Below are 25,370 nucleotides of genomic sequence, written 5' to 3' on the forward strand. Positions count from 1 at the left end.
TCTTATATCTCATTTATTATTTGATATTACCCTGTAACAAAAATACACATAAGATAAATATTAATCTATCCTATGTGTATATTTTACCACTACATTTTGTAATATAACACAATTTTGTGTTAATTCACTGAATCCCCTTCTACTTCCGTACAACATTCATTATGGATAAGACTTTTTTCCCATGCACCTTTTCTATATAACATATATCCGAAGATACAAATTATTAAATTACTAAAACTCATAGAAAACCATATTCCAACCTCACCAATTTGAGTAAAGTTTTTAAATATTAATATCATAGGAAGTCTAACAAACCATAGTCTTCCAATCTCCATCTCCATAGAATATCTAGTATGTCCTGATCCTTGAAATACACCTTGTAACACACTGAATATACCCATAAGTGGCATAGACCAAGATATATATTGAAGGAATGTAAGTGCCTGTGAAATAACTCCCATATCATCCTTTGATTGCATAAAAAAGTTTATAATCTGATTATCAAAAGCTAATAATATGAAAACGCCCACTGCTGAAAACCCTATTGTAAGTTTCATAGATGCTATAAATGCATCCTTTGCCCTAGCAAGTTTATTGCAACCTAAATTTTGACCTACAATTGATGTAAGGGCAGAACCGACCCCCATTGCTGGCTGCATTATAAGGGCTGTAATTCTATTAACCATTGCAAAAGCTGCCAAAGTTGCTGTCCCATAAGAAACTATAAACCCATTTAAAACCATAAATCCTAAAGCTGCCCCTGATTGACCTATAGATGATGGTATTGCAATGCTTAGAATCCTTTTTATTACAACCTTGTTAAACTTAAAATTCCTAAAGGCAGGTCTTATTTTTGAAGACTTTTTCATTAAAATATATAATCCCGCCATTGCAAGAATAGCCTTAGCTAATAATGTTGCGATAGCTGCCCCTGCAATTCCCATATTAAAGGTGAAAATAAATATAGGATCTAAAACTATATTTATTATGGCGCTTATTCCACTAAGAGCTGTTGGCAGCACCGTATTTCCTTGAGCATTCATTATAGAGTTAAAATTAAAAAACAAAAACATAAATGGCAGATCTAAAAAGTTAATTCTTAAATATATGGTGCTAAATTTTGCTAAGTCTCCTGTACCACCCATAACCCTCACAATAAATGGAGTTAAAAAATAACCTACTACCATAAATACTAGTGAAGTTAAAAAAGATATTACAATTAACTGACTGGCATACTTTTTAGCCTCATCATATCTATTAGCCCCAATAAATTGGGATATAATTGATGTTCCTGCAATAGAAAGTCCTATTCCAATGGATATGAACAGAAAATTCACCGGCCATACAAATGCTGTTGCCGCAAATTCAACAGATCCAATCTTACTTACCCATAATCCATCAACTAGATTATATAAGGTCTGAATTAAATTATTAATCATTATAGGCAGTGCTAACACCCCAATAACCTTGTACAAATTTCCTTCTAAAATGAAGCATCTTTTATCTTTCATCATATCCATATCCCCCAATCTCATAAACCCTTTGTAAAATCTTATAACAATATATATTATATACCATTTAACATATAAATTTCTATAACAATTTAGGATATCGAAATATATTTTTTCCGAAATATTATATAATTAAGGCCTATAAATTCTTTATGAAAATATTCATAATTTAACTTTCAAAGATTACTTTATAATAATCACTTCAAACCAATTTTAAACCCACTCTAACTCACTTCAATCAGATTTTAAGTTTCTTTTACCAACAGTCAAAAATTAGCCCCATTGTCACTAATAACAATGGGGCTAATATAAGCAAATATATAATTTACATATTATAAAACAAATTTTCTGATGGATATTCTGGATCACAAGTAACATCTATTCCTAGTTTTCTAAAGATTTGCTCTTCACTTAAACTTAGTATTGTTGTTGAATGCACTTGACACCCTTTAAGTTTAGCAAGCTTATCTAATGCAACCTGTGCTGTAGGGTTTGTTGCAGCACATATACTAAGTGCGATCAAAATCTCCTCTGAATTTAAAGCAGTATTATTACTTGATAGCGTCTTAGATTTTAAGTTTATAATAGGCTCTAAAATTACTGGAGATATAAGGTGTATCTCATCTGATATATTAGCTAGGTACTTTACAGCATTTAGTATAGCAGCTGCTGATGCATCCATTAAGTTTGAGCTTCTGCCTGTTAACATTTTTCCATCTTCTAGTTCTAAAGCAACTACTGGGCATATATCATTTTTACCAGCTTCAAGCTTAAGTTTTGAAGAATATTCCCTTGCAGGTATAACAACATGTCTATCCTCTGGTTTAAGATTTAAGCTTTCCATGATAATCTTAATTCTTTGGAAGGTCTCTAAATCTACATATCCTTTTTTATACTCTACACTAGTCTTAAAATATCTACGAATTATCTCTTGTATTGATGCTTCTCTAACTATATCATCATCGGTAATTCCAAAACCAACTCTATTAACTCCCATATCTGTTGGAGACTTATAAACTGACTCTTTTCCTGTAATCTTTTCAATTATTCTCTTTATAACTGGGAACATTTCAATATCTCTATTGTAATTTATAGCCACTTCATTATATGCATCGAAGTGGAATGAATCTATCATATTAACATCTTTAAGATCTACTGTTGCCGCTTCATAAGCAATATTTAAAGGATGCTTTAGTGGAACATTCCACACAGGAAAAGTTTCAAATTTTGAGTATCCAGCCGCATTTCCTCTTTTATTCTCATGATATAACTGACTAAGACAAGTAGCAAGCTTTCCACTACCTGGTCCTGGCGCTGTAACAACCACAATAGGTTTAGTTGTTTCAATATATGGATTTTTACCATAACCTTCATCACTAACTATAGTATCAACCTCTGTAGGATAACCCTTAGTTGCTTCATGTTTATAAACCTTTATTCCTCTACGCTCTAATTTGTTAATGAAGATATTAGTAGATGGTTGACCACTGTATCTAGTAATAACAACACTATTTACCTGAAGGTCATAACCTCTAAGATCATCAATTAACCTTAGCACATCCATATCGTATGTAATTCCAAAATCGCCTCTTATTTTATTTCTTTCAATATCACCTGCGTATACACAGATAATGATTTCAGCCTTTTCTCTAAGCTTATGTAGCAATTTTATTTTAGCGTTTTCATCAAATCCAGGTAAAACCCTTTTAGCATGTAAGTCAAATAAAAGTTTTCCACCAAATTCTAAGTACAACTTATCATAATTGTTAACTCTTTCTAAAATGTACTTTGACTGTTCTTCAAGATATTTTTCATGATCAAATCCTATTTTCATTTTTACACCTCATCCTATAATAAAACATATATTTTATTATTACACAATTTCACTTCATAGTAAAACTATAATTTTTTTTTTTTATCTTTTAATAAGTTTTTATTATGTTTTCTATTTTAATTAATTTATATTCAAATAATCATTATCGTAATAAGTAAATGAATTTGTAACTCATTGCATTGTATTATTGATTACATTTTATTATTAAAAATTTTGAACTTAGAATGTTCTTCACTCATTCTAAGTTCATTGATTTTGTATTCTCTTGTTGTAATATATTATAATGATATTTTTAAATTTTTAATATCTCAGACTCTAGCTCTTTCATAAGTTGGCTAACAGTAACTATTTCCTTAATTCTATAAGCATTATCACCACAAAAGATTAATGCATTATCTAAATCTCCCGTTACTCCGTTTATCAAAGCTTTACTTATGCAATAAGGAGTTTCCGACGGATTACAATGTGAAATACATTTATAACACTTATTTACCTTAATATTGCCTTTGAAAGTTTTTTCAACAAAGGTATTTAATAGTGCTCGTCCAGGCATTCCAACTGGGCTGCTTACAATAACTATATCTTCCTTCTTAGAATTTATATATGCTTTTTTGAACTCTTCTGAAGCATCACATTCCTCAGTGGCTACAAATCTAGTAGCCATTTGAACTCCATCTGCCCCCAGGTTTAAATATACTGCGATATCCTCACCATTATAGACACCCCCTGCAACTATAACTGGAATGTGCTTATTATACTTATCAGCATATATCTTTGTTTCTTCAATAATACTTATTACCTCATTAGAAAAATTCTCACTACACTTTTCTAAATCATCTTTTTTAAATCCAAGATGTCCTCCCGCTCTAGGTCCTTCTATTACTATCATATCCGGTGCAATTTTGTCATGCCTATCCCATAGCTTCATAATAACTCTAGCGGATTTCAAAGATGATACTATAGGTGCAATTTTTATATCATAACCCTTCACAAGCTTTGGAAGTGATATTGGCATTCCTGCTCCTGATATTATAATATCAGCCCCACTCTCTATAGCCGCTTTTACATGTTCTGCATAGTTATTCATAGCTACCATTATATTTACTCCAATTACACCACCCATGGTTTTCTGTTTTGCAATAGTTATATGCTTTTTAAGTGCTCTTATATTAGCCTCCAGATTATTATATTCAAAATCTTCCTCATCATATCCAACCTGAGCTGCAGAAATAATTCCAATTCCACCTGCATTTGTAACCGCAGCAGCAAGTTTAGAACGAGACACTCCTATTCCCATACCGCCTTGAATTATTGGAAGTCTAGCTACCAAATTGCCGATCTTCAAACTTTTTATATTCATATAAATCATATCCTTTCAAGATTACACTGAATATACTTTGATAATCAAATGTTTTGACTATCAAAGTATATTTATATTATAATTTATATTCAAGCTATATGCAATAAAAAAATCCCTAGATAATCTAAGGATTTTATAAGCTACTATTTTCTTGAAAACAAACGATTCAATTCTTAAACCCAAATGTTCAATAGCGGGTTTGTCCTTTTCACTTTTGTTTATTACTTTTTTATTTATTCTTTTTTTTCTTTAATTCTGTTACATTTAGTAGTTTTTCTATTATTTTCATTGATGTTTTATCTATGAACTCATTCATCTCTACCTCAGTAAGATATTTAAAATTCTCTTTAGTTTCTTCATTTTTACCAAGGTAATATGAAGTTATATACTTAACCTGCTTAGTAAAAGCATCCTTTGGGAAATAATCCAAATAATTTGGAACATCATTTATCTCCTTAAAGATTGTATTAAAAATAAATTTAGGATGTTTTTCCAGATACAAAAAGTCTAATCCATACCAATCCTTTTTAATAGTCCAAATAAATCCAGGCTCCTTCTTCAAAACTTCCTTATATGGGTAATCTCCAGCATTAATCATCTTAGACCACTCCATGTCTGTAAGTAAATGTACATAGTAACCTAGTTTAAATGAATAAGACTCCTCACTTTTAATTATGTTAATTAAACTATTATTATTACTATTACTGTCAAATATATTTTTATTATCTTTAATATAACTCTTAAAGAAATTTTCAGCATTAGTTTTATTTAATTCATCTAACCAATGAGTAATCTTTTTAGGAGGATCAAAATTGCTCCAATCTTCATTTGGAATTCCTGAATCAGGACCAATATTCCCAACAACAAAAGGAATTTCATCTAAGCCTTCAACACTATTCAATACTTTTTCAGCCACCCTTAAGTGTGCCACCCACGTTGCCATTGCTCTTCCTCCTTTTATCCTTTTCACCAAACTCCATTATACATTATTTATCTATGCTACTTTAGATGCCATTTGTGATTTCTTTGAAATAGCTAAAAGTAACCCTAATGCTATTGATAAAAATGCAGAAACCACTACACGATATTGAGCCGGCATTAAAAATACTACAGTATGACATGGAATCCAAAAGAATGGAATTGTCTTTATCATGCTAAACCCTATTAAAGTATTAAAATCCACCTTCTGAATTAGCTCTGTCATTGTAACTTTACCCTTTCTACTATATTTAGTTTCAATGTATAAGTCTGCAAACTTGTGAAACATAAACATAAATGGTGCAAATGTTATATTCATAATTGCACTAGTAAATAAAGCATGGGCAAATAAAGATCCTTTAAAAGGTAACTTCCCTACCGTTTGTGCTGCTGCAACCCCCTCTGAATATAAAGTAAAGGTGAGAGTAACCATCATCCCTATAACTCCCCACACTGCTGCCTTATAAATAAAGCCCTTAGGTTTAGTCCATTTTCCAGTTAATACTCTAGCACCAAGCATGTCCCCCATACTTGCAAGAATAAAAAACTTAAAAAAACCACTAATATAAGGATATGAACCTGTAATACTCATAAATGCTTCTCTTGAAACTTTAATTCCTAATACTAAAGCCCATGGTAGTAGTAATGCTCCCCATAAATAATCCCCTTTTTTCATTAACTTTCTCCCCCTATTATTATTATTAAAAATTAATACTTATTATAATAGCATATTAGTTTTCCTCAACCGCTTTATAATATTCCATCATTTGTATTATACCTTTCTTTAAATCATATTTCTACAATTTAAAGGTTATTTTCAGAATTTACATTCAATTTCACTTTTGCTTTTTAATACTTAATGATAAATACCTCAATTTATTGAATCTTTTCTTGCTATGTGTTACCATTAAATTACATTAAATATAGTTTTATACATGCCGTATGAATGGAACCTTATAAAAACATGTGTATAAAAATAAACTTATATAAAAGCAGGTATAAACCTAACTTCATATGAAAAATTTAAAGAACATAAAAATTATAACAATAACTAAAAAAATATTATAAATCATAAAAAATCTAAAAAAATATATATCTAAACTTATATAAACATGAATACTAATAAGATCCAGGAGGGAACTATGAAAATAGATGTAGAAAATAATCCAAGTCTCAATAGTAACAAAAGAATTAAACTAAAAAAAACACTGAAAAAGAAATTACTAGAAAACCCATACATAAAACTAGAGAATAAGGATGATTTTAAAGCTTTGATGATAAAGATAAGGTGGATATTCTCCCATTCAAAGCCTGTAATACCATACTTGATATTTAGCATAACTTTGAATGTAATCTTTGCATTGATAGGTATTTACAATGTTGTAGTGTCTAAATCCTTAATAGATTCAGCAATAAGTGGAAGTTCTAGCGATGTAATTAAATGGCTAACCATAATGATCGGTATCTCAATTTTCAGCATGGTGATTAGTCCTGCAACTTCATTCCTAAGCACCCACTCCTCCACAAAGCTTAGTCAATCTATTCAAAGAAAAATATATAAACATATAGAATATAGCTCTTGGCTAGAACAAAGTAAAATTCACTCGGTTAGTTTACTAACCAGGATAACCTCCGATGTTGGAAATATAAGCTCCACCATCCTTGGTACAATTCCAAGTCTTGTATCCTTAATAGTTACACTGGTAGGTTCCTTTTATACTCTTATCAAGTGGGCACCTTCAATTGCTTTCGTAGCTGTATTTATAGGTCCATTTCTTGTGATAATTGGTAGAATCTTTAGCAAGAAGTTAAAGAATATCTATAAGGAAGCTCAAGAAGAAGATGTAAAATATCGCTCTTTCATGCAGGAGTCCATGCAAAACATAATGATAATTAAGACCTTCTGTATGGAAAAAATAAATATGAAGAGATTAGAAGAAATTCAAGAAAATAAATATCATATAGCTATGAAAAGTACTAAGCTGTCGGTAATGACCTCCATGTCCATGAGCTTTTGCTCAAGCTTAGCTTATTTCACAATCTTTAGCTGGGGAGTTCTAAACATTGCTAAGGGCACTGCCACCTACGGAACCTTCACAGGAATGCTTCAGTTATATGGAAAGGTACAAGGTCCATTTTCCTCTTTAGCAAGCATGATTCCTGGACTTATTGGCACCATTGCTGCAGCTGAAAGACTTATGGAAATTGAAGCTTTACCACTAGAAAAAATAGGTTCCTCTAAAAATAGCATGGAATTTACAAGACCTGATATAAAACTCACCAATATAACTTTTGCCTATAAAGAATATAATAATATCTTAACCAACTTAGATTTAACAATTCCTAGCGGAGAGACTATTGCCTTTGTTGGCTCTTCTGGAGAAGGTAAAACAACTATTATAAGACTAATACTATCTCTTATCAATGCCAATGAAGGGCAGGTTATCCTTAAAGAAAATGATTTAACAGCTGAATTAACTAGAGACCATAGAGAACTTATCTCCTATGTGCCTCAAGGCAATACCTTGTTCTCAGGAACCATAAGAGACAACCTTAAATATGGGAACCCAGAAACCAATGATGAGACAATAAATGTAGCTTTAGAAAGCGCCTGTGCTCTAGACTTTGTTGAAGAATTACCAGATGGCCTAGATACTGCTCTTGGTGAAAGAGGTGTTGGAATATCAGAAGGGCAAGCTCAAAGAATCGCCATTGCAAGATCCTTCCTAAGAGAAAGACCAATCTTAATCCTAGATGAAGCAACCTCATCATTAGATCCTGAAACAGAGGTAAAGGTATTAAAATCAATAAAATCACTGAAAGCTAAACCAACCTGCATAATTATCACTCACAGACCTTCAGCCCTAAGCATTTGTAATAGAATAATAAGGCTGGAAAAAGGAAGTATCAGAGAGGTTAGTAAGGAAAGTATCTATGAAGTTGCTAGTGAATTGGTGTAAGTAAGTCTATTCTAATAATAAGTTGGATAAAGAACTTTACTTTTAAGTAATCTTCTTTATCCCCATTTAATATTTTACAGATTTAACATCATTAATGATTAGCTATCTTATCTCCATCAAAATTTAGAAAGGTTATTTTTAATACTATTAATTGTATCATTGTTAGCTTGTTGTATAGCTTTCTCATCTTCTGTTATTATATAAGCAATCACATTTTGAATAGCTGTATAAATTTCAACGTTAATATCTTCAATCTTCTCATTTACCACATCAGTAACAGAATATTGCACTGTTCTTGTAATTAGCCGTTGAGTGAACTCACTTTTAAGAATTTGACCTACAATTTAATTATTCAAGGCATTAGCTATAATCTTATCAATATTGATATGTGGTAATATTTGAACATTACATAAACTAGAACTAGCTAACCCCTTAGTGATTCTTTTTATTCACTCGAAATCACCCACATTCCTCCAATATATATAATAATTTCAAAAACATGGAATTTGGGAGCCATGAAAATGTTTCCATATTTTTACGAAAGTGTGAAAAAAACATGCAAGATAAATTTTGAGGTGAAAATATAAAATGGTAAATCTATTTAATTTATCAAAAAAACGTTGTAGTAATTAATATAATTTGCTACAGCGTTTTCGCTTTACCTATATTTTAAGATGGACTTATACCTATGTTCGGGCTATTACACAAGTGACCTTGTTTCCCATAATATCCACATTCGAACATCGGTCCATTAAATGTTCATTCATTATTAGGATTTCTTGTACATTTTTCAGAGTTGCCATTATTATTTGTACACTTAATCTCTAGCTTAGATTCAGTCATTTCAATTCCAAGATTCCAAAGTTTTGGTTCATTCCACTTTTTCATATTTTTCATCTCCTAGTTTTTTATCAATTTAGATTAATTGCAAATACTAATGAAGTATTTATAATGAAACATATTCATTTAAGTTGCTACTTATCACAACTTTTTCCATTCTACATCCACCATTTTACTATTACTTTATGTTTTAAACATAATTATATCTTAAAACTTTAGCTGTAAAATCACTTCAAGTATTTCCTTTTAACTGTATCCTCATTTCATATTTATTACTTTTAATTAGCTTGCAAACTTAGCAACTACAGCATAGCCTTCCTTATTAGTTCCACCTGTAATATAATAAGAACCACATCGAACCCATGCATGAGCTATCATTTCATCTTTTTCATTTTTTTTAACCCCAAGATATATAGTTGTAGATATCTTTCTATGTTTCATCATTTTCTGAGCAGTAAGCGCTTGTACAAGACACTTACTTTCCCACAATGTATGCCTTGCTGCCTGTGTTATAGCCCAGGTTACTTCTCTCGCTATCTTGTGAGATTTAATATCTACTTCCTTTTGAGACTCATTATTATGTTTACCCATACGTTTTTTCAATTTATTAAATGGCACAAAAAGTATAAAGGCTCTAAAAATCCCTGTGTATATAAATGCTTCAATAAATCTCAATCTTCTACCATGACTTATATTGGCAAAAGTTTTAAGCTTTCTAATTAACACTTATAAGCTCAGCTCCTTTAAGATTAGTTAAAAATTCTATAACGGTTTCCTTACAATCTTTTTCTTCAACTTCAAATTCACTAAGCAAAATATTAATAACTGAAGTAACTGTTCTTGGTTCCTCAATAATCCCCCAAATCCTGCTTCCAACTTCATTCATCATAAAATATTCACCCTTCTCCATATTCATCATAACAACTTCACCATCTAAATCTGTTGCATCAATTTCTAGATTTCTTGCAATTGTAGCCTCCAAGTTTATCCCTAATTCTTTAATAAGCTTTGCATTTTTAAATTTTTCATTTAACTTTTTAATATCCACTTTATTCCCTCCTGTTAATTAATAGGTCTTTCATCTGCCGTCTTATGTAAATTCACCTATTAATATAATTTCATAGTTATATTTTACCATATAGTTACATATAGTTACACTTGTATCAATAGTCAATTTACTTATTAGTATTTTATAATTCGTCATTTATTTTAATGCATTTTGGATAATTTAACAGATTTAAAAAAGCTTAACATTAATTATAAATGTTAAGCTATATTTTCTTTTAAAATCTCTTTTTCTATAAGTTCAATCTGCTCATTTACTGTAAACCCTTGTTTTGGTCTAGTAATCTGAAAGTAACGTGAATTCTTAGCTATTTCAATGCATTGTTTAAAATACTTTGTGCTTATATTTCCCATATCTCTAATATATTCACCTCTATATACATTATTAGAGATTTTTTGTAATTTTTTCTCCCCATAAAATTCTTCTATCATAACCTCTTTAACATCTCCAACTATTATTTCGAAAATATTAGTCAAAGGTGTTTGCTCCATAAGAAATTGTTCATACACTGGTACCATATATTTAATCTTATCTCCACTTTTAAATGCCATTTCTTTTAATTTTTCACAATTAAAACTTAACATACTATCTTCACATAGCTTTTGATATGGAAATCCATATTCTATATATGGAGCTTTATTTATATGTATAGCCGAAACATCGTCAGTTATAAATTTATAACCTTTATTTCTTAAAGCAGTTGTTAGAGTTGATTTACCGGCACCTCTATCCCCTGCAATTATTACTCCATTATTATTGATTACCACAGCCCCACCATGAAGTGCTATTTTCCCACGTTGTAGCATTATAAAACCTAAGCAACTGCACATTAAATATATGTTAATATCATTTATATCTGCATTTCTACACGGCTCTACTATTATCTCAGCTCCATTTGTTATGTAAAATATAGCAATGTTTTCCACATCTAACCATACTTCTTTTGAAGTAACCTTCATATGTCTACCACTATCTATATTCTTTTTAACTTCAGTAGGAACTATTCCATATTTTATTGTGATAATATCTACTTCATCATTAAATTCATTATTTATAAACTGTGGAATATATATTTCTGATTCGATATTTAATCCATAAACACCATATTTATACACATTTTTTATTTTTTCCATATTTATTCTCCTATACTCATTAAATTACAGGTATAATTAAATTTATGAATTTTTTGTTAAGTTAATAGAAAACTACTTATAAAAGTAGTTTTCTATTAATCTTATTACCAATTTTATGATGGTTTGTTTGGATTTACCTTACTTGGTGCGTTACACTCACCAGGACAGCCACCACCTAATATACCAAAGTATTTACATGGTCTCTTATGATTACTGCAAATTTCATAACCTCCAGTAGTATTTGTTGGTTCATCACATTCTGGATATTTTGGATTCCAATAATATGGTGTAGGACCTTGTTCAGTATTCCCTACTGACAAATTCTTTAATTCTGGATTTTTCCAATCTTTTTTCATTTATTTCACTCCTTTCACATTAAAATAATTTCTTATTAATCTTTCTACTTAATCTCAGCGCTTAGAATATTTAGTAAGATTATTCGAACAGTTATTCAACCGTTAATTATATTTTACCATATATTGTAAATGGTGCAATGATTTTTTTATGCCATTTTTAAATTCGTATGCTAAAAATATTTATAAATATCTATTATTCTTAGTATTTTTTTGATTTTCTTCAGGTTATTTGTTAATTATCATCATATTTGCATTGAAATTCCTTGTAACCACTATTTAAAGTTCTAATTCTTTCAATAATTGATTTCTTTTATTTGCAACTGTCATAGTTGATGTTGCCATTTTTACCTTGTTGCTCAATTTATAGTCTTTGTTAAATAACCCCATTATCAAATGATGTATCCATGCTATTGGTGCTAATATTATAAACTTTTTAGCATAGCTATATTTATTACTCATTAAGCTTATTGGTGGGAACAATAATTTAAAAAACTTCTTTACTATGCTTTTATTTCCTTTTGTAGCACCTTCACATTGATCAAATGCAAATTCACTGGCAAAAATTCTTGTTTCATCTTTATTACCATGTACTCCACTAGCAAAAATATCCTCTATCAAAAGTTCTAAATATTTATTACTAATATTACTAACTCCATTGAATTTCTTCATTTCTATAGGTAGTTCCATATCAAAGAGTCTATTACACACATTTAAGATAGCTAATGCAAATTTATATATCCCACATCGTTTAGCTTTTTCAAAAAAGCTAAACCACTTTATCTCCTCACCCTTTTTTTCTACTAAAAGAACTAAATCCAATAACTGTCTCACCCCAAACCCTGTATAAGCTAGATGAACTGCCATATGTATACAGAGGTGAACAGCTAAATCTTCTAACCCTAGAGATAAGGTATCAACTCCTCCAACTTGAACCGATATTGTATCATTCCATAGTCCGTCTTCCCAACTTGTATCTCCTTTAAAGAAATCTTTGTTAGCTAATGTCCAATGAACCTCTATTAACGGTTGGCCTGGTTTGCTAAAAACAATATGAGCTCCATGGTCATCTTCATTCTTGGTTTGAGTAAAACCTAACCCTATCATCATTGAAGAAACTCTCCCCAAATCCTCTTTATGAACAAGAACATCTGCATCACTCATAGTCCTTAGCTGTGGCATTGGAAAATACTCTCTAACCACTAATCCCTTTAGCACTATAACTGGTTTATTATTTTCGTTGAACTTGTTTAATATCTCTCCAACCTTTTGAATGTGATTTTGCTGATTTATCCCTGAATAAAATACTTCCTTTTTCCATTGTTTAAACTTCTCACTATCAATATATTTTTCTGCTTCTTTCCTATTTATTGCAGAATACACTAAGGTCTCTACATGATGCTCCTTTGCTTCATAAAGGAGTTTTTCCCAATCAGTATCTACAATTTCAGCTGTATCAACCCTTTCACCATGGATAGCTTTATTAAGTAAATCTATCAATTGTTTTTCTATTTTGTTCATAAATATCCTCCTCCCATAGCTCTTTGGGATTTATCTGCCCCAAATACTTTTTCAATAATTTGAATTTGTTCATCTACTGTATATTTATCTCTAGGTCTTGTTATCTTAAAGAACTTAATATCTTTAGCTACTTTCACACACTGTTTAAAGTAGCTGGGTTTCATTCCATCCATTCTGCTTATGTATTCAGTCCTATATATATTTTTAATTATCTTATTAAACTTCTCACGGCCTAAAACCTCTTCTATTTCAACCTTTTCAACATCCCCAATGGCAATTTCACAGATAGCTGAAAGGGAGGCTTTCTCTCCATGGAATCCTTCCATATCAATGACTAAATACTTAATCTTTCCATCCCCTTTGAAATCAATGCACTTCTCTTTATCATAATTCATGCTTTCCAGTGCATCCACGCAGAGCTTATGAAATGGAAACCCTGGTTCAACAGAGGTTTTACTCTCAATATTAATGGTTGCCACATCATCAGATACAAAGGAATAACCCTTTTGTCCAAGGGCTGTAGTTAATGTAGACTTACCCGCTCCCCTATTCCCAGTAAATATAATCCCTTGGCCATCCATCACAACTGTACCTCCATGAATAGCTAAAACCTGTCTCTGAAGAAGTAAAAATCCCAAAACACTTCCCATGATATATATCTTCATAAGGTTCCTATCACAATGTTCACAAGGCTCCACAATAATAGAAGTTCCATTTTCAATCCAGTAGGTAGCAACTCCCTCTATATAAAACCATGTATTTCCCTTAGAAACCTCAATCCTTGAACCCTTACCTATGTTGTTCTTTATTTCCTCTGATAATTGTCCGTACCCCAATATTACCCTGTTCTTTTCCTCACTAATCCTATGCCGTGTAACAAACTCCACAACCTCTATGTCTGAATCTAAATTAATACCATAAACGGTATAAAAATATTTATGTTTATCTTCCATAATCCACCTCATATATCATTGTTAATATTAAAATCCATGTAAAATATATATCCTCATCTACATATTACCATATTTTGTTATGGATTAATATGTAAATTGTTATCTCTCCAAAAATATCTTCATTTCTTCTTTTAGTACTTGCCATGTTCATTTCTTTAATGAAAAAAAATAAAGCCCCAAAACTTCACTCTTAATGAATTAGTCTTGGAGCTTTAAGGAAAATTTGCTGACTTTGTGATTAAATAACTAATTATGATATTAGATCACATGAAACATGGTGACCTGTACCATCTGGTCTCTTATTATTTTGTGCATGCTCTATAGCTTGTTGCCAATTTTCAAACTTCTTAGAACAATCATCACAATGATGAAGGTGAGGCCCTGGCATATTATGCCCTGGATCTCTTGTTAGACAATCTAGTGTCATAGTATTACCTAATCCCAAGTTTTGAACTTCTGGATTATTCCATACTTTTTTCATTTTTTCCCTCCCTTCATTTTAAATTTCTGCTAAGTTATATGAACTTTACAATCCCGTCCATAAAAAATATGCAAAATTGTTCCCCTTTAAACATGGTCTAAAGATTAATATGTTTCATTAAACTTAAAGATTCCTCATCAAAAATTTTCTTTCATTATTTTACATCAATCTATGAACTCATTCAATTCCCAAAATACAATATATCCGACACTTCCCTTTCTCCATTCCAGTCAGAAGGAGTATTTATAACATTACCATTAAAATAAAGTGTAGTAGATCCACCTCCATCTAAGGCATATGCCCACTTACAACCTAGTCTTTGGAACTCCAATGCTAAATCATAAAATGTTACCCCTTCCGATTCCTTATTTCTCCCATCCGCAACTATTACCACGTACTCAAGTGGTCCTTTCTGCCCTATAGCTGTTCTAGGATTTTTATCCTCCTTATACCAACCATTTCCGTAATCTACTATTTTTCCATCCTTTATTAAGTCTGGTCCAAAATCATAGGTGTGCATACCACCCATAGCTATAATTTCTTCTCCAGTTTTTTCTCCATAATTAAAGATTTCAAAGTCTCCATTGTTCTTTATTATAAGAGGAGCACAATCTAAACTTGTTTCTCTATAAAGTATTCCATCTCTAATAACAAAACTTTTTTCATTAAAGCCATATGCAGCTCCATTTACTGCAAAAACTGCTCCATGTTCTGCTGCCATTTCAGAGGTTTTTTCTCTATTTTTCAAGGAAAATTCCTCTCCAGCAAAGGCTGATTTTATTTGACTTGCCTCTTTAACCCTTATATTAGAAACCCATATCCTTAAATTAGGCTTAGTTTTAACTATAGGATCTATAGTAATCATCATTGTGGGAGAACCATACTCCATAACGCCTGTAACCTTATCTACATTAACATAGTTTGTAGTTGGAAATTGTTCATTTAACTTATTAAGCTTAACTTCAGAACTTGCTCTAATTGACTCAGCTTTCAACATCCTTTTCTGTTTAATAATTCCTGATCCTAAATACATGATTATCCCTATTAAAATAATGGTTAATAATTTTATTATATTTTTCCCCATTTGTATATCCGATTTAAAACTATTCTCATACCTTTTCATAAAACTACCTACTCTCTATAACTTGGATTCCTAATTATTATATGAATATGTTCAATTAATTGAAAATATTTCACGAACATATAATTGTTATTTTAATAAACTATATTAGGCCTATAATATCTTCATTAAAATTTAAAAGGAGCGAATAAAATATGGCTACAACAGTTTATAAAACCACTTCTTCCTTAACTATTATGTATAAAAAGAATTCAATTCTTAGTGGTGTGGTGGCTATTCTTTCAAAAGATACCTTTATTGATGTGGTAAGCACTTCAAATGGATGGTCAAACTGCATATATAATAGTAAAATTGGATGTATTCAAAGTTCAAAATTACAGTTAGTTACTGGTTCCATAAGCATTAATTATGTAGATGAGAATAAGGTTACCATCTCCCCAGCTAAGGTCTATAGTAACCTTACTTTAAGAACCTACACTTATTCCGCCATAACAATTCCTGACTATACTCTCACAAGTGAAAGTCCACAAAGTGTTACTTTATCTAAAAGTAATTTAACAGCCACTATAGTTTTTAAATATAAAAAGAATGTGATTTTAGGAAGCGTTACTATAGCTTATATAGATCAAGATGCTAATATAAAAATAACAACAAGTGATATATATACTAACTTACCATTAACCCAATACACCTATACTGCTAAAGAATTTAATGGCTATGCGTTAATTGGAAATACTACTCAAAGTGTAACCTTAACAGCTACAGAAAAAGATAAGGTCATAATTTTTTACTATAAAGCAATTGGAAGTATTGGAATTGCTTATATAGATCAAGAGAATAACGTTAATATTGCCCCAAATGATATATATACTAATTTGAGTTTAGGATCATACACCTATAATGCTAAATCCTTTGATGGATACACCTTAATTGGAGATAGTAGTCAGACTGTTACTTTAACATCTAGTGAAAGAGATAAGGTAATCATCTTCTATTATAAGAAAATAGTAAAAGGAAGCGTTACTGTTAGTTATATAGATGAGGATACAAATTTGAAATTAGCAGATAATGATATTTATACTGATTTAACTTTAGGAGTATACACTTATAGTGCTAAGAACTTTGATGGATATATCTGTGTTAGTGAGAGTAACGCAACTGTAACCTTAACTGAGATAAATAAAGATCAAGTAGTTATGTTTTACTATGTTACCACAGCTACTATAGATGAAACTGAACTCCCTTATATCTCAATCTACTATTATAATCCTAAACCAACGGATGCTGAACAAGTTATAATCCCTCTATACTTCACTGATTTCTATCAAAAAGAATACTATGATGGAGATACATCCCTTCGGTTCAATCTAAGATATGAAGTTGATGGAGTTGTAAATTATATTAATAATCTACCAGCAGGAGACTACAATTTGAATTTAGGCTCATTAACAGAAGGAATGCACTGGTACAGCGCTCAAGTTATTGATGTATACGGAAGAGTATCCAGAAGAATCTTCAATGATTTATGGGTTATAAATGAAGCTAACTACACTATTAAGCCTACCGAAATTTATACTATTATTGATGCTGATTTAGCAACTTATAAGATAAATAAGAATAATAGTCAAGTTGAAACTGACATGATAAATAATAGAGTTGGACTATCACAGTTATTTGTTGATTTAAGAGCAAAAGGTATAAGAAAAGTAATATTACCTCTTGGGATTTATCGAGTTAACAGATGCTTAAGACAAGGAACTATTGCAGCTAAAACCTGCCCTATCATTATTCCTAGCAATTTAACTGTTGATATGAATGGCGCTACCTTTAAGCTTCACCCTTACGATGACAGACAATATGGAACCCTAGCTCAGGTTGAAAATTTAATAGTTAGAATGAGTAGTTGTAAAGATTCTCATTTAATCAATGGAACTATTGAAGGAGACTTCTTTGAAAGACAAAACTTGATATGGACCGATGGTTCCAATGCAATATCTGGAAGTAATGGTGAACAAAGTAATGGAGTATATATGTATGGCGCTGAATTCTCTACCTTAACTAATATAACTATAAAACAAGTAACTGGCTACAATGTATGTGCTGGACAAGACGGAAGCTATGGTTGGGGTAAAATAGGCTCATGGACAGATGGACTTTCCATAGAAAACGGTGTTGAAGTAAGCGAAACTGGATATACAACTTGCAGTTACTGTACTATGGATGATAGTATGCTTGCCAATAAATATGTGGTAGCTAGTATATGGCTTGGTTATGGCGGATTAAATGGTCTTTATTGGGATATGAATTTCCATTTCTACGATGTAAATAATAAGTTTATAGAAACAATTAAGGTATATCAGTTCACTAGATGTAGAATCCCATCAAATGCAAAAACTCTAAGAATGACCTTTAGAGGTGCCGCTACAGATGTAACTAATTTATCACTTCATCACATGAAGTCTACAAGGTATTCTTCAATAAATAATTGTAACTGGATAGACAATAGAACCTGCTCTGCACCTTTCCAATTCCAACACCTAGCCTATAATAACTGTAAATTCACAAGAAGTGGTCAAAGCATAACACCTTGTGAAATAGATGTAGAAGATGGATGGGAACAAGCCCAAGACTTATTTATAAGAGGCTGTGAAATTTTTAAAAATGTCGGAACTGCTGATATTATAGCTAATGCTGGGATAAACCATGTAGTGGAAAACTGCAAGAGTATGAGTATATTATATAGGTACAGAATTAATGGTATCATAGTTAGAAACAATGAAAATATTGGTATAGATAGTACAATCGGGTGGATGACTGGAAATACTATAAAAATATATGACAATAATATAAATTCAGTAAGATTAGGTCAAACTGAATTGCAATTCTTTAATTATGAAAAAACCAAGGTTAAAATTAAAAATAATACTGCAACCATAAACTATATTGACAGAGGAAAAGAATTCTATTCCTTTGATAATAATATTGTAACTATGAACGGTTCCAATTCTAAGTACAATATGATAAATGGAACTATATATGTTAAAGGTACTACAAGTTATATTAGTGGTGATGTATATGTTGAAAACTGTACCTTTAAGCTAACCCTTGGAGAAACCTATTCTAAATTTTCCTTTAATGCCTTGAATGTTAGTAGACTATATACGAATTGCATCTATCAATGTCCTTGTCAATTTGTAAATCATAATTATTTTAATAGTGGAATCTGGAATGATTGCTCATTTAATGATAGCCTCTTAATGAGTACTGACCAAATTAATAATATAGGCGATATTAGCTTTACTAATTGCACTTTTAATAAGGATGTAACCATAGACCTTGGAATCAACTCTAATGTTCAATTCAACAATTGTACCTTTATAGGCACTCGAATATTTAAAAATAGTGGTCAAATCAATAGTCAATTTAATAATTGTATATTTAACTAGAATAAAATTAATAAAGACTTGAGAGAATAATTTCTTTCGAGTCTTTGCCTTTATAATCTCTATTTATACCTTTACCTTAAACTGCTTTAACGCTATAGATTTAATATTAACTTTGCTTATTTTTTTAGTAATAAATTTATGAACCAATATTGCAAGTCCTAATGATATAATAAATGATGGTATTGCAATAACACTACATTTTAAAACCCAATACATTTCTAAATTAAAGAATAATTTTCTAAATACTATTAAAATTAATTCATGAATCATATAAAATTCAAAACTTATATTAGCTAACTTCTGTAAAATCTCTGAGGATAATATATACTTTGATACTATGCCTCCCTGTCTATAATAAATATATAATGCAAAACTAAATATAATAGAATAGTAAGCCATATTATCTGGTAGTTTAAATGACAATATATACTGCATTATAAAAATAATAATTATTCCTACTTCAATAATGGAACTATTATTATCAATCATATTTCTAAATATATTACTCTCTTTGTTACTTACAACAATCCTTGCAGTTAACATTCCAATTAAGAAATCAAAAACTCTATAAAAAGGATTGCAATACATATATAAACTATATATCCCAAAATAGCTTATATAATTAGATATACTTTGTAGAATGACTATAACTACTATAAAATATTTACAATTAACCACTCTTACTTTTTTCACCATTTTTAATAACATAAACGATACCATATAAATTATAATTGTAGTTGATAGAAACCATGAAAGCCCATTAAAACTCATGGCATATTTTTCAAAGAAACTTTGTAATAATGTTAGATTCAAAAATCCCCTAATTATCAATTCATTGTTTTCTTTCAACTTCAATACATAATCCCATCTTATAAATATACTCATACCAAAGGTTATTATATGAATAGGATAAAATTTAATAACTTTATTAATAAACCACTTAACTTTCTTTCTATTAGAATCCATATCAGACCTATTATATAATGTATAATAGGCCATGAACCCAGATAAAATAAAGAAAAATGTTACTAGAAATGTACCCTTTAACAAGAGCCCTGAATGAAATAAAAATATACCTATCATGGCTAATGCTCTTAGCCCCTTTAATGACTTAATCATAAAAACACCTACTTATAAAAAAATCTAGATTACTCTCTTAAAAGATTCTAATAATTATAATCTTTTACTTTAATCCTATAAACCTTTTTATTTTATCTATATAATTTTTAAAAATCACATTATATTTATTGGTATAATCACCATCCACTACTACAATATATTTTCCATCTTCATTTTTGTGAACATCACTTTGGTGCATGCCACCTTCATTCCAACTACCTTTAATTCCACTCCCTGAAACTACTTCTCCAATTAACTTTTCCTCATATTCACTCTCTGTTAACTTAGTTATCTCAAATGCACTAACACCCTCTCCATATCTAGCCTCATCTTTTTGAGCAAATCTTATAATTTTATTATTATCTACAAGTACTTTTCCTGCTGGTCGTGAAATGGATGCATCATTAGTTATAATTGGACTCTTAATATGCTCTTTCCACCCCTCCGTCAAATTATCAGAATAATACAAGTGAAGATTATCAAAATGCGTTCCGCCATTTTTTTCTCTTTTAGTACTTAAAATCCACCACTTATCATCATATTGAAATATTGAAGCATCTGGATAGTTTCCCCTCAATAAACTACTGATTTTTTCCCATTCATAGGGAAAATTTTTAGATTTATACAAATTTAGATATCCACTATTACCACCTTCAGGTAACATATAAAATTCATTATTGTATTCAAATACATATGGATATGATAAATGAAACTCTTCCTCTAATACCACTTTATCATATGTCCAATTATTTAAATCATCACTAGTAGCTAACCCGATAACCCCTTTATTCATTGAATTATCCAATACTTCAAAGAATAAATAATTCTTTTGTCCATCATTAATTAAAAATGGATCTGCAACAAACTTAGCTGATATATCTGTCACATCATTAGCTGTTATAATAGGATTAACTATATCTTTTTTATCATTTAAATTTAAAATGTCATCACCCTCATAAATTCCTATTGACCATATCTGTTCACTTTTGTTATTAGATTTAAAGACCTCTATTGAAATCATTAAACTTTTTATAAATACCAATATAACTAAAATACTTGCTAAACTAATGATTATTTTTTTCAAATTATTTTTTTTCAAATTTAATTAATTCACCTCCAAATTTTAAGTTTAATTTAACCTCTTTTCTATAGGCTTGTAAGTAAAGTTAATTACATAAGAGCATCCCAAACACAATACTACAAGCCATGGATATATTAGTATCGGATACTTTGGCATATACACCATATCTTTTAGATATATCATGTAAATATACATATGTATCAACCACATATTAGTAGAATACTTTGATAAATAATTTAACCCATCTTGGCTTATCCATTAAATTGGATACACAAATAAATACAATACCTGTAAACACTGCCACAAAGAGTGTTTGCACAATTCCATGAAGAATAATCATAGCTACTATTGTTAAACTTCCTAAAATATTCTTACCTCTAATGTTATTAACTCTGTTATATAGTAAAGTATCAATCTTATATTTAACAATGACATTACAATTAACAACTTACAATTACATTTATTCCTTCATTTAATATATTAAACATTCCTGTTAAACTCCCTATAATAACCACAAAAATAGCTAGTATTATCCATGAGTTAATATACAGTTTTAAGATTCTTTTATAATTATTCCTCTTATATTGCTGCCCATTAGTTTTGTAACTACTATATAGCCCATATCCACTGCAGAAGCAGTTAATTACTACACCACAAACACCAAATAGAGCTAAATAATAAACTAAAGTAACTTGTCATATAAGAATAATTGGCGTAAATAATCCTTGATACTCTTTAGTACAAAACAGATGCAATCGTAACATAAAGAGTATTGCTATTCCTTTAGCGGTTTTTATTTGTTGCTGTGTTAGTTCCATAACCCCTCCTAGTTATAAACCCTCATTCTTTTAATTACCCTATGCTTTAATAATTACTCACATCTCTTATTATTAAATAACTCCTGATAATCTTTTATGCCTATATTTACCTGGTGCTTGGCTCTTTAACACTCCCAATAAATACTTAAATTCATCAGCCCTATAAAACATAGCCAAATAAATTCCATTAACTATACCCACACATAGAGTTCCTTTAACACACAATGATATAAAACTATATCCATTCACAAGAAACTTACACATAAAAGTTGTTATTGCTCCAGTAACCATCATTATAACTATATATGATGCATATTTTATAAAATATGCAATTACCGGCTTCTTGAATACATATTTATAAACAATTCTGGGTTGATTCCAAAACACTATGCTTAGTGTACTTATAGTAGTTCCTAAAAACACCCCCGATAACCCCAAATATGGTATCAAAATTAATGATGCTATTAAATTAACTCCACCTTCTATTAACGGAACATATTTATCTTGTGTAAATAATCCGCTCTTCATTTTAAATGATAAAACTACACTTCTTAATCCCACTAGATAAAAGTTAAGTAATATTATCAAGAAGGTTCTCTTATCCAATAAGAATCCTTCACCAATCCACAAGTTTATAAATGGCTCTAATAGATTATATAGAAAAATCACGCAAAAAGAATACATCCAAAATGTTATAAAATACGAAACCTTAAAAACCTCATATCTTTTTTCTTCACTTTCTGTTGCAATTAAATTACCTACACCCACACTAATCCCTGATAATACAGGTCCTAATAACACAGCTAACTGCCCAATAACCATAGAATAGTTAGAGTATAAACCTACTGCTTTTATACTTATAAATGATGATATTAAAATATTATCTGTACCATTTACACAAAATCCACCAATACTATGAAGAAACATAGCTTTTACATTTTTAATGATATTCTTTTTAGTATTTAAATCTATTGAATACTTCTTTTTAGTTTTAATATAGCTATATCTCTTATCAACAATTTTTCCATTAAATATATTCTGAAATACAAACAATCCTAGTTCTAGAGTCAAATATAATACATAGTTTTTTGTTAACACTAAAATTATTATCTTTCCTAATATTGTTATTACTTGAAACATTAAATTGAATTTAGCTAGTACATATCCCTTCTGATCGGCGTTTATTAAACTCCATTTATGTGCATTCAAATATGAAATTACATTTCTAGCTACAAAAATAAAATATACTAGAGAAATAAATTTAATATTCTCTGCACCCTTCATTAAATTGTTCATAAATGGATATATAGCTAAACTTAATATTAAAATTATTACTGCAAGTACTCCATAGGCTTTTTTATACAATTGAATCAATGCTATTATTTTTTCTCTATCATCTTCCGCTAATGGTTTGTACAAATTATAAACTATACTAAGACCTATACCACTTTCAGCCAAGCTTAACATTGATATTACATTTGTTAGTAATCCATTAATCCCCAAATATTCTGTTCCTAAACTATCTATAAATACCTTTCTTGAAACAAATGCCAAAAGCAGTATAACTACTTGCGATAACATATTAATAGCCATATTTTTTATTGCATATTTTATTCTCATCATTTCGCCTCATTTATATTATACTTAATCTATCATTTCATATAGTTTAGTAATCTCCGAAGTAGTATTAATATTCTCTTTCTTCAAATTTTCTTCAAATTTTTCTACTATTTCTTTATTTTTAATAATAGTTTCAATAGCATTACTTAACTCACTTACTGAACCATTAACTATAAATCCAGTTTTCCCCTCACATATCTGCTCTCTTGTACCTACAACATCCGTTACAACTATAGGTTTGTTAAAACATTTTGCTTCTGTTACAGTTGTACAATACCCCTCATATTCAGATGTTTGAACATATATATCGCAGCTTTTCATGTATGGATAGGGATTTTGAATAGTACCCATAAGAATTAAATTACTCTCTAGTCCTTTTAGCCTAATTTCTTCCACTAACTTACTATACAGCATTCCATCTCCTATACAATACCATCTAATATTTAAGCATAGCCTCTTAAGATTAACTAATATATCAGGAATTAATAACTGTCCCTTTTCATAAGACAATCTACCTACTGTAAGAATTCTTATTCCATCAAACACATCAATAAATCCCATCATTTCACATGTTTTGTTTATAATTTCATATTTGTTAATAATGTTGTAAAAAACTTCAACCTTATCTTTGCAACTTGGAAAACATTCAATAAAATTGTTTAGTAAATCCTTGCCGACGCAAAATATTTTATCATAGGAAAAATACATTTTTTCATGCATTTTATTATGTATTCCAGTTATATTTTTTACATCACTGTGTATCCATATGGCTTTTTTAGTAGCTTGTATATGATTTAGCGTATACCAGTCTGTAAAGCTAGGTGGCATGAAATAGGATATAGCTAAATCATACTTTACTGCTATATCAGATAATGCCTTTGAATGATAGTACATTTGCTTGTTTCTATTTTTACTAAATCTCATTAAAAATAAATAATATACAGTGATTATTGCTTTTATTATATTTTTCTGCTCTATACGTTTTAAGACTAATTGTTTAAAGCTCATTTCTCCTTCTTCTATACATATAACATTAACGCCATTTGGAACATAATTATATAACTTACCACCCTTTTCTTTTAGATAAATAGTTACTTCATACTTTGTTAAATCAACAAGATTTAGCATAGCAAAAAGTGCTTTTTCACAACCTCCAAGATTGAGTTTAGTTGTAACAATTGCTATTTTTTTCATAATATACTCCTATAATATATA

Annotated in this window: 22 protein-coding genes; 2 read left to right on the forward strand and 20 right to left on the reverse strand. The window is 29.9% G+C overall.

What is annotated here, in order from left to right; translation table 11 throughout:
- Positions 1-119 precede the first annotated feature (119 nt).
- The 5 genes from RSA29_RS13545 to RSA29_RS13565 all read right to left on the reverse strand — a co-directional run bounded on the left by RSA29_RS13545 (position 120) and on the right by RSA29_RS13565 (position 6,359).
- Positions 120-1,514, reverse strand: a complete 1,395-nt coding sequence (locus RSA29_RS13545) for an MATE family efflux transporter (protein WP_346943299.1) — start codon at positions 1,512-1,514, stop codon at positions 120-122.
- 322 nt (positions 1,515-1,836) lie between these two features.
- Complete coding sequence (locus tag RSA29_RS13550) at positions 1,837-3,345, reverse strand: DUF1846 domain-containing protein (RefSeq protein ID WP_346943300.1); 1,509 nt, start codon at positions 3,343-3,345, stop codon at positions 1,837-1,839.
- A gap of 292 nt (positions 3,346-3,637) precedes the next feature.
- Positions 3,638-4,705, reverse strand: coding sequence for a nitronate monooxygenase (locus tag RSA29_RS13555; RefSeq protein WP_346943301.1), 1,068 nt, complete (start codon positions 4,703-4,705; stop codon positions 3,638-3,640).
- 229 nt (positions 4,706-4,934) lie between these two features.
- Positions 4,935-5,648: a hypothetical protein gene (locus RSA29_RS13560; RefSeq protein ID WP_346943302.1), complete on the reverse strand. Its 714-nt coding sequence runs from the start codon at positions 5,646-5,648 to the stop codon at positions 4,935-4,937.
- Positions 5,649-5,699: 51 nt separating this feature from the next.
- Complete coding sequence (locus RSA29_RS13565) at positions 5,700-6,359, reverse strand: hypothetical protein (RefSeq protein WP_346943303.1); 660 nt, start codon at positions 6,357-6,359, stop codon at positions 5,700-5,702.
- A 466-nt stretch (positions 6,360-6,825) separates the two neighbouring features.
- Here RSA29_RS13565 and RSA29_RS13570 point away from each other — a divergent pair, with 466 nt between their 5' ends.
- Positions 6,826-8,643 carry an ABC transporter ATP-binding protein gene (locus tag RSA29_RS13570; protein WP_346943304.1) on the forward strand — a complete coding sequence of 606 codons (1,818 nt, stop codon included), beginning with the start codon at positions 6,826-6,828 and terminating at the stop codon, positions 8,641-8,643.
- 116 nt (positions 8,644-8,759) lie between these two features.
- On the opposite strand, the gene RSA29_RS13575 is transcribed toward RSA29_RS13570, so the two are convergent.
- From RSA29_RS13575 to RSA29_RS13620, 10 genes are all read right to left on the reverse strand, one after another.
- Positions 8,760-8,933, reverse strand: a complete 174-nt coding sequence (locus RSA29_RS13575) for a hypothetical protein (protein WP_346931575.1) — start codon at positions 8,931-8,933, stop codon at positions 8,760-8,762.
- Positions 8,934-9,402: 469 nt separating this feature from the next.
- A complete protein-coding gene (locus tag RSA29_RS13580) occupies positions 9,403-9,531 on the reverse strand; it encodes a hypothetical protein (RefSeq protein WP_346943305.1) in 129 nt (42 codons plus the stop codon).
- 234 nt (positions 9,532-9,765) lie between these two features.
- Entirely contained in the window at positions 9,766-10,209 is a 444-nt protein-coding gene (locus tag RSA29_RS13585) for a lasso peptide biosynthesis B2 protein (protein WP_346943306.1), read from the reverse strand.
- Complete coding sequence (locus RSA29_RS13590; RefSeq protein WP_346943307.1) at positions 10,199-10,531, reverse strand: lasso peptide biosynthesis PqqD family chaperone; 333 nt, start codon at positions 10,529-10,531, stop codon at positions 10,199-10,201. Before RSA29_RS13590 ends, RSA29_RS13585 begins: the two co-directional genes overlap by 11 nt.
- Before the next feature lie 218 nt (positions 10,532-10,749).
- Positions 10,750-11,682 carry a hypothetical protein gene (locus RSA29_RS13595; RefSeq protein ID WP_346943308.1) on the reverse strand — a complete coding sequence of 311 codons (933 nt, stop codon included), beginning with the start codon at positions 11,680-11,682 and terminating at the stop codon, positions 10,750-10,752.
- A gap of 113 nt (positions 11,683-11,795) precedes the next feature.
- Positions 11,796-12,038: a hypothetical protein gene (locus tag RSA29_RS13600; protein ID WP_346943309.1), complete on the reverse strand. Its 243-nt coding sequence runs from the start codon at positions 12,036-12,038 to the stop codon at positions 11,796-11,798.
- Positions 12,039-12,314: 276 nt separating this feature from the next.
- Positions 12,315-13,556 carry a nucleotidyltransferase family protein gene (locus tag RSA29_RS13605; protein WP_346943310.1) on the reverse strand — a complete coding sequence of 414 codons (1,242 nt, stop codon included), beginning with the start codon at positions 13,554-13,556 and terminating at the stop codon, positions 12,315-12,317.
- Complete coding sequence (locus RSA29_RS13610) at positions 13,553-14,509, reverse strand: hypothetical protein (RefSeq protein WP_346943311.1); 957 nt, start codon at positions 14,507-14,509, stop codon at positions 13,553-13,555. The genes RSA29_RS13605 and RSA29_RS13610 overlap by 4 nt, the downstream gene beginning before the upstream one ends.
- 250 nt (positions 14,510-14,759) lie before the next feature.
- Complete coding sequence (locus RSA29_RS13615) at positions 14,760-14,990, reverse strand: hypothetical protein (RefSeq protein ID WP_346943312.1); 231 nt, start codon at positions 14,988-14,990, stop codon at positions 14,760-14,762.
- Positions 14,991-15,171: 181 nt separating this feature from the next.
- Positions 15,172-16,113 carry a phosphodiester glycosidase family protein gene (locus RSA29_RS13620; RefSeq protein WP_346943313.1) on the reverse strand — a complete coding sequence of 314 codons (942 nt, stop codon included), beginning with the start codon at positions 16,111-16,113 and terminating at the stop codon, positions 15,172-15,174.
- 152 nt (positions 16,114-16,265) lie between these two features.
- Here RSA29_RS13620 and RSA29_RS13625 point away from each other — a divergent pair, with 152 nt between their 5' ends.
- On the forward strand, positions 16,266-19,517 hold the full coding sequence (locus RSA29_RS13625) for a MucBP domain-containing protein (protein ID WP_346943314.1): 3,252 nt from the start codon (positions 16,266-16,268) through the stop codon (positions 19,515-19,517).
- Between the two features lie 63 nt (positions 19,518-19,580).
- Here the strand turns inward: RSA29_RS13625 and RSA29_RS13630 are convergent, their stop codons facing one another.
- The 5 genes from RSA29_RS13630 to RSA29_RS13650 form a co-directional block, all read right to left on the reverse strand.
- The gene (locus RSA29_RS13630; RefSeq protein ID WP_346943315.1) at positions 19,581-20,636 is read right to left on the reverse strand and encodes an acyltransferase; all 1,056 of its coding nucleotides are present in this window, start codon (positions 20,634-20,636) and stop codon (positions 19,581-19,583) included.
- Positions 20,637-20,700: 64 nt separating this feature from the next.
- Positions 20,701-21,720 (reverse strand): hypothetical protein, encoded by a 1,020-nt coding sequence (locus RSA29_RS13635; RefSeq protein WP_346944439.1) that lies wholly within the window; start codon positions 21,718-21,720, stop codon positions 20,701-20,703.
- A 692-nt stretch (positions 21,721-22,412) separates the two neighbouring features.
- Entirely contained in the window at positions 22,413-22,535 is a 123-nt protein-coding gene (locus tag RSA29_RS13640) for a hypothetical protein (protein ID WP_346931588.1), read from the reverse strand.
- Positions 22,536-22,607: 72 nt separating this feature from the next.
- Positions 22,608-24,158 (reverse strand): oligosaccharide flippase family protein, encoded by a 1,551-nt coding sequence (locus RSA29_RS13645; RefSeq protein ID WP_346943317.1) that lies wholly within the window; start codon positions 24,156-24,158, stop codon positions 22,608-22,610.
- 21 nt (positions 24,159-24,179) lie between these two features.
- Positions 24,180-25,349: a glycosyltransferase gene (locus RSA29_RS13650; RefSeq protein WP_346943318.1), complete on the reverse strand. Its 1,170-nt coding sequence runs from the start codon at positions 25,347-25,349 to the stop codon at positions 24,180-24,182.
- Between the last annotated feature and the right edge of the window lie 21 nt (positions 25,350-25,370).

Origin of the sequence: Clostridium sp. (assembly GCF_036660475.1) — a bacterium.
Classification (GTDB): Bacteria; Bacillota; Clostridia; order Clostridiales; family Clostridiaceae; genus Clostridium_J.

Excerpts from the sequence above, each read along its gene's own strand:
- RSA29_RS13545 (WP_346943299.1), bottom strand. The coding sequence starts at position 1,514 with ATGATGAAAGATAAAAGATGCTTCATTTTAGAAGGAAATTTGTACAAG.
- RSA29_RS13550 (WP_346943300.1), bottom strand. The coding sequence starts at position 3,345 with ATGAAAATAGGATTTGATCATGAAAAATATCTTGAAGAACAGTCAAAG.
- RSA29_RS13555 (WP_346943301.1), bottom strand. The coding sequence starts at position 4,705 with ATGAATATAAAAAGTTTGAAGATCGGCAATTTGGTAGCTAGACTTCCA.
- RSA29_RS13560 (WP_346943302.1), bottom strand. The coding sequence starts at position 5,648 with ATGGCAACGTGGGTGGCACACTTAAGGGTGGCTGAAAAAGTATTGAAT.
- RSA29_RS13565 (WP_346943303.1), bottom strand. The coding sequence starts at position 6,359 with ATGAAAAAAGGGGATTATTTATGGGGAGCATTACTACTACCATGGGCT.
- RSA29_RS13570 (WP_346943304.1), top strand. The coding sequence starts at position 6,826 with ATGAAAATAGATGTAGAAAATAATCCAAGTCTCAATAGTAACAAAAGA.
- RSA29_RS13580 (WP_346943305.1), bottom strand. The coding sequence starts at position 9,531 with ATGAAAAAGTGGAATGAACCAAAACTTTGGAATCTTGGAATTGAAATG.
- RSA29_RS13595 (WP_346943308.1), bottom strand. The coding sequence starts at position 11,682 with ATGGAAAAAATAAAAAATGTGTATAAATATGGTGTTTATGGATTAAAT.
- RSA29_RS13600 (WP_346943309.1), bottom strand. The coding sequence starts at position 12,038 with ATGAAAAAAGATTGGAAAAATCCAGAATTAAAGAATTTGTCAGTAGGG.
- RSA29_RS13605 (WP_346943310.1), bottom strand. The coding sequence starts at position 13,556 with ATGAACAAAATAGAAAAACAATTGATAGATTTACTTAATAAAGCTATC.
- RSA29_RS13610 (WP_346943311.1), bottom strand. The coding sequence starts at position 14,509 with ATGGAAGATAAACATAAATATTTTTATACCGTTTATGGTATTAATTTA.
- RSA29_RS13615 (WP_346943312.1), bottom strand. The coding sequence starts at position 14,990 with ATGAAAAAAGTATGGAATAATCCAGAAGTTCAAAACTTGGGATTAGGT.
- RSA29_RS13620 (WP_346943313.1), bottom strand. The coding sequence starts at position 16,113 with ATGAAAAGGTATGAGAATAGTTTTAAATCGGATATACAAATGGGGAAA.
- RSA29_RS13625 (WP_346943314.1), top strand. The coding sequence starts at position 16,266 with ATGGCTACAACAGTTTATAAAACCACTTCTTCCTTAACTATTATGTAT.
- RSA29_RS13630 (WP_346943315.1), bottom strand. The coding sequence starts at position 20,636 with ATGATTAAGTCATTAAAGGGGCTAAGAGCATTAGCCATGATAGGTATA.
- RSA29_RS13640 (WP_346931588.1), bottom strand. The coding sequence starts at position 22,535 with ATGGAACTAACACAGCAACAAATAAAAACCGCTAAAGGAATAGCAATA.
- RSA29_RS13645 (WP_346943317.1), bottom strand. The coding sequence starts at position 24,158 with ATGATGAGAATAAAATATGCAATAAAAAATATGGCTATTAATATGTTA.
- RSA29_RS13650 (WP_346943318.1), bottom strand. The coding sequence starts at position 25,349 with ATGAAAAAAATAGCAATTGTTACAACTAAACTCAATCTTGGAGGTTGT.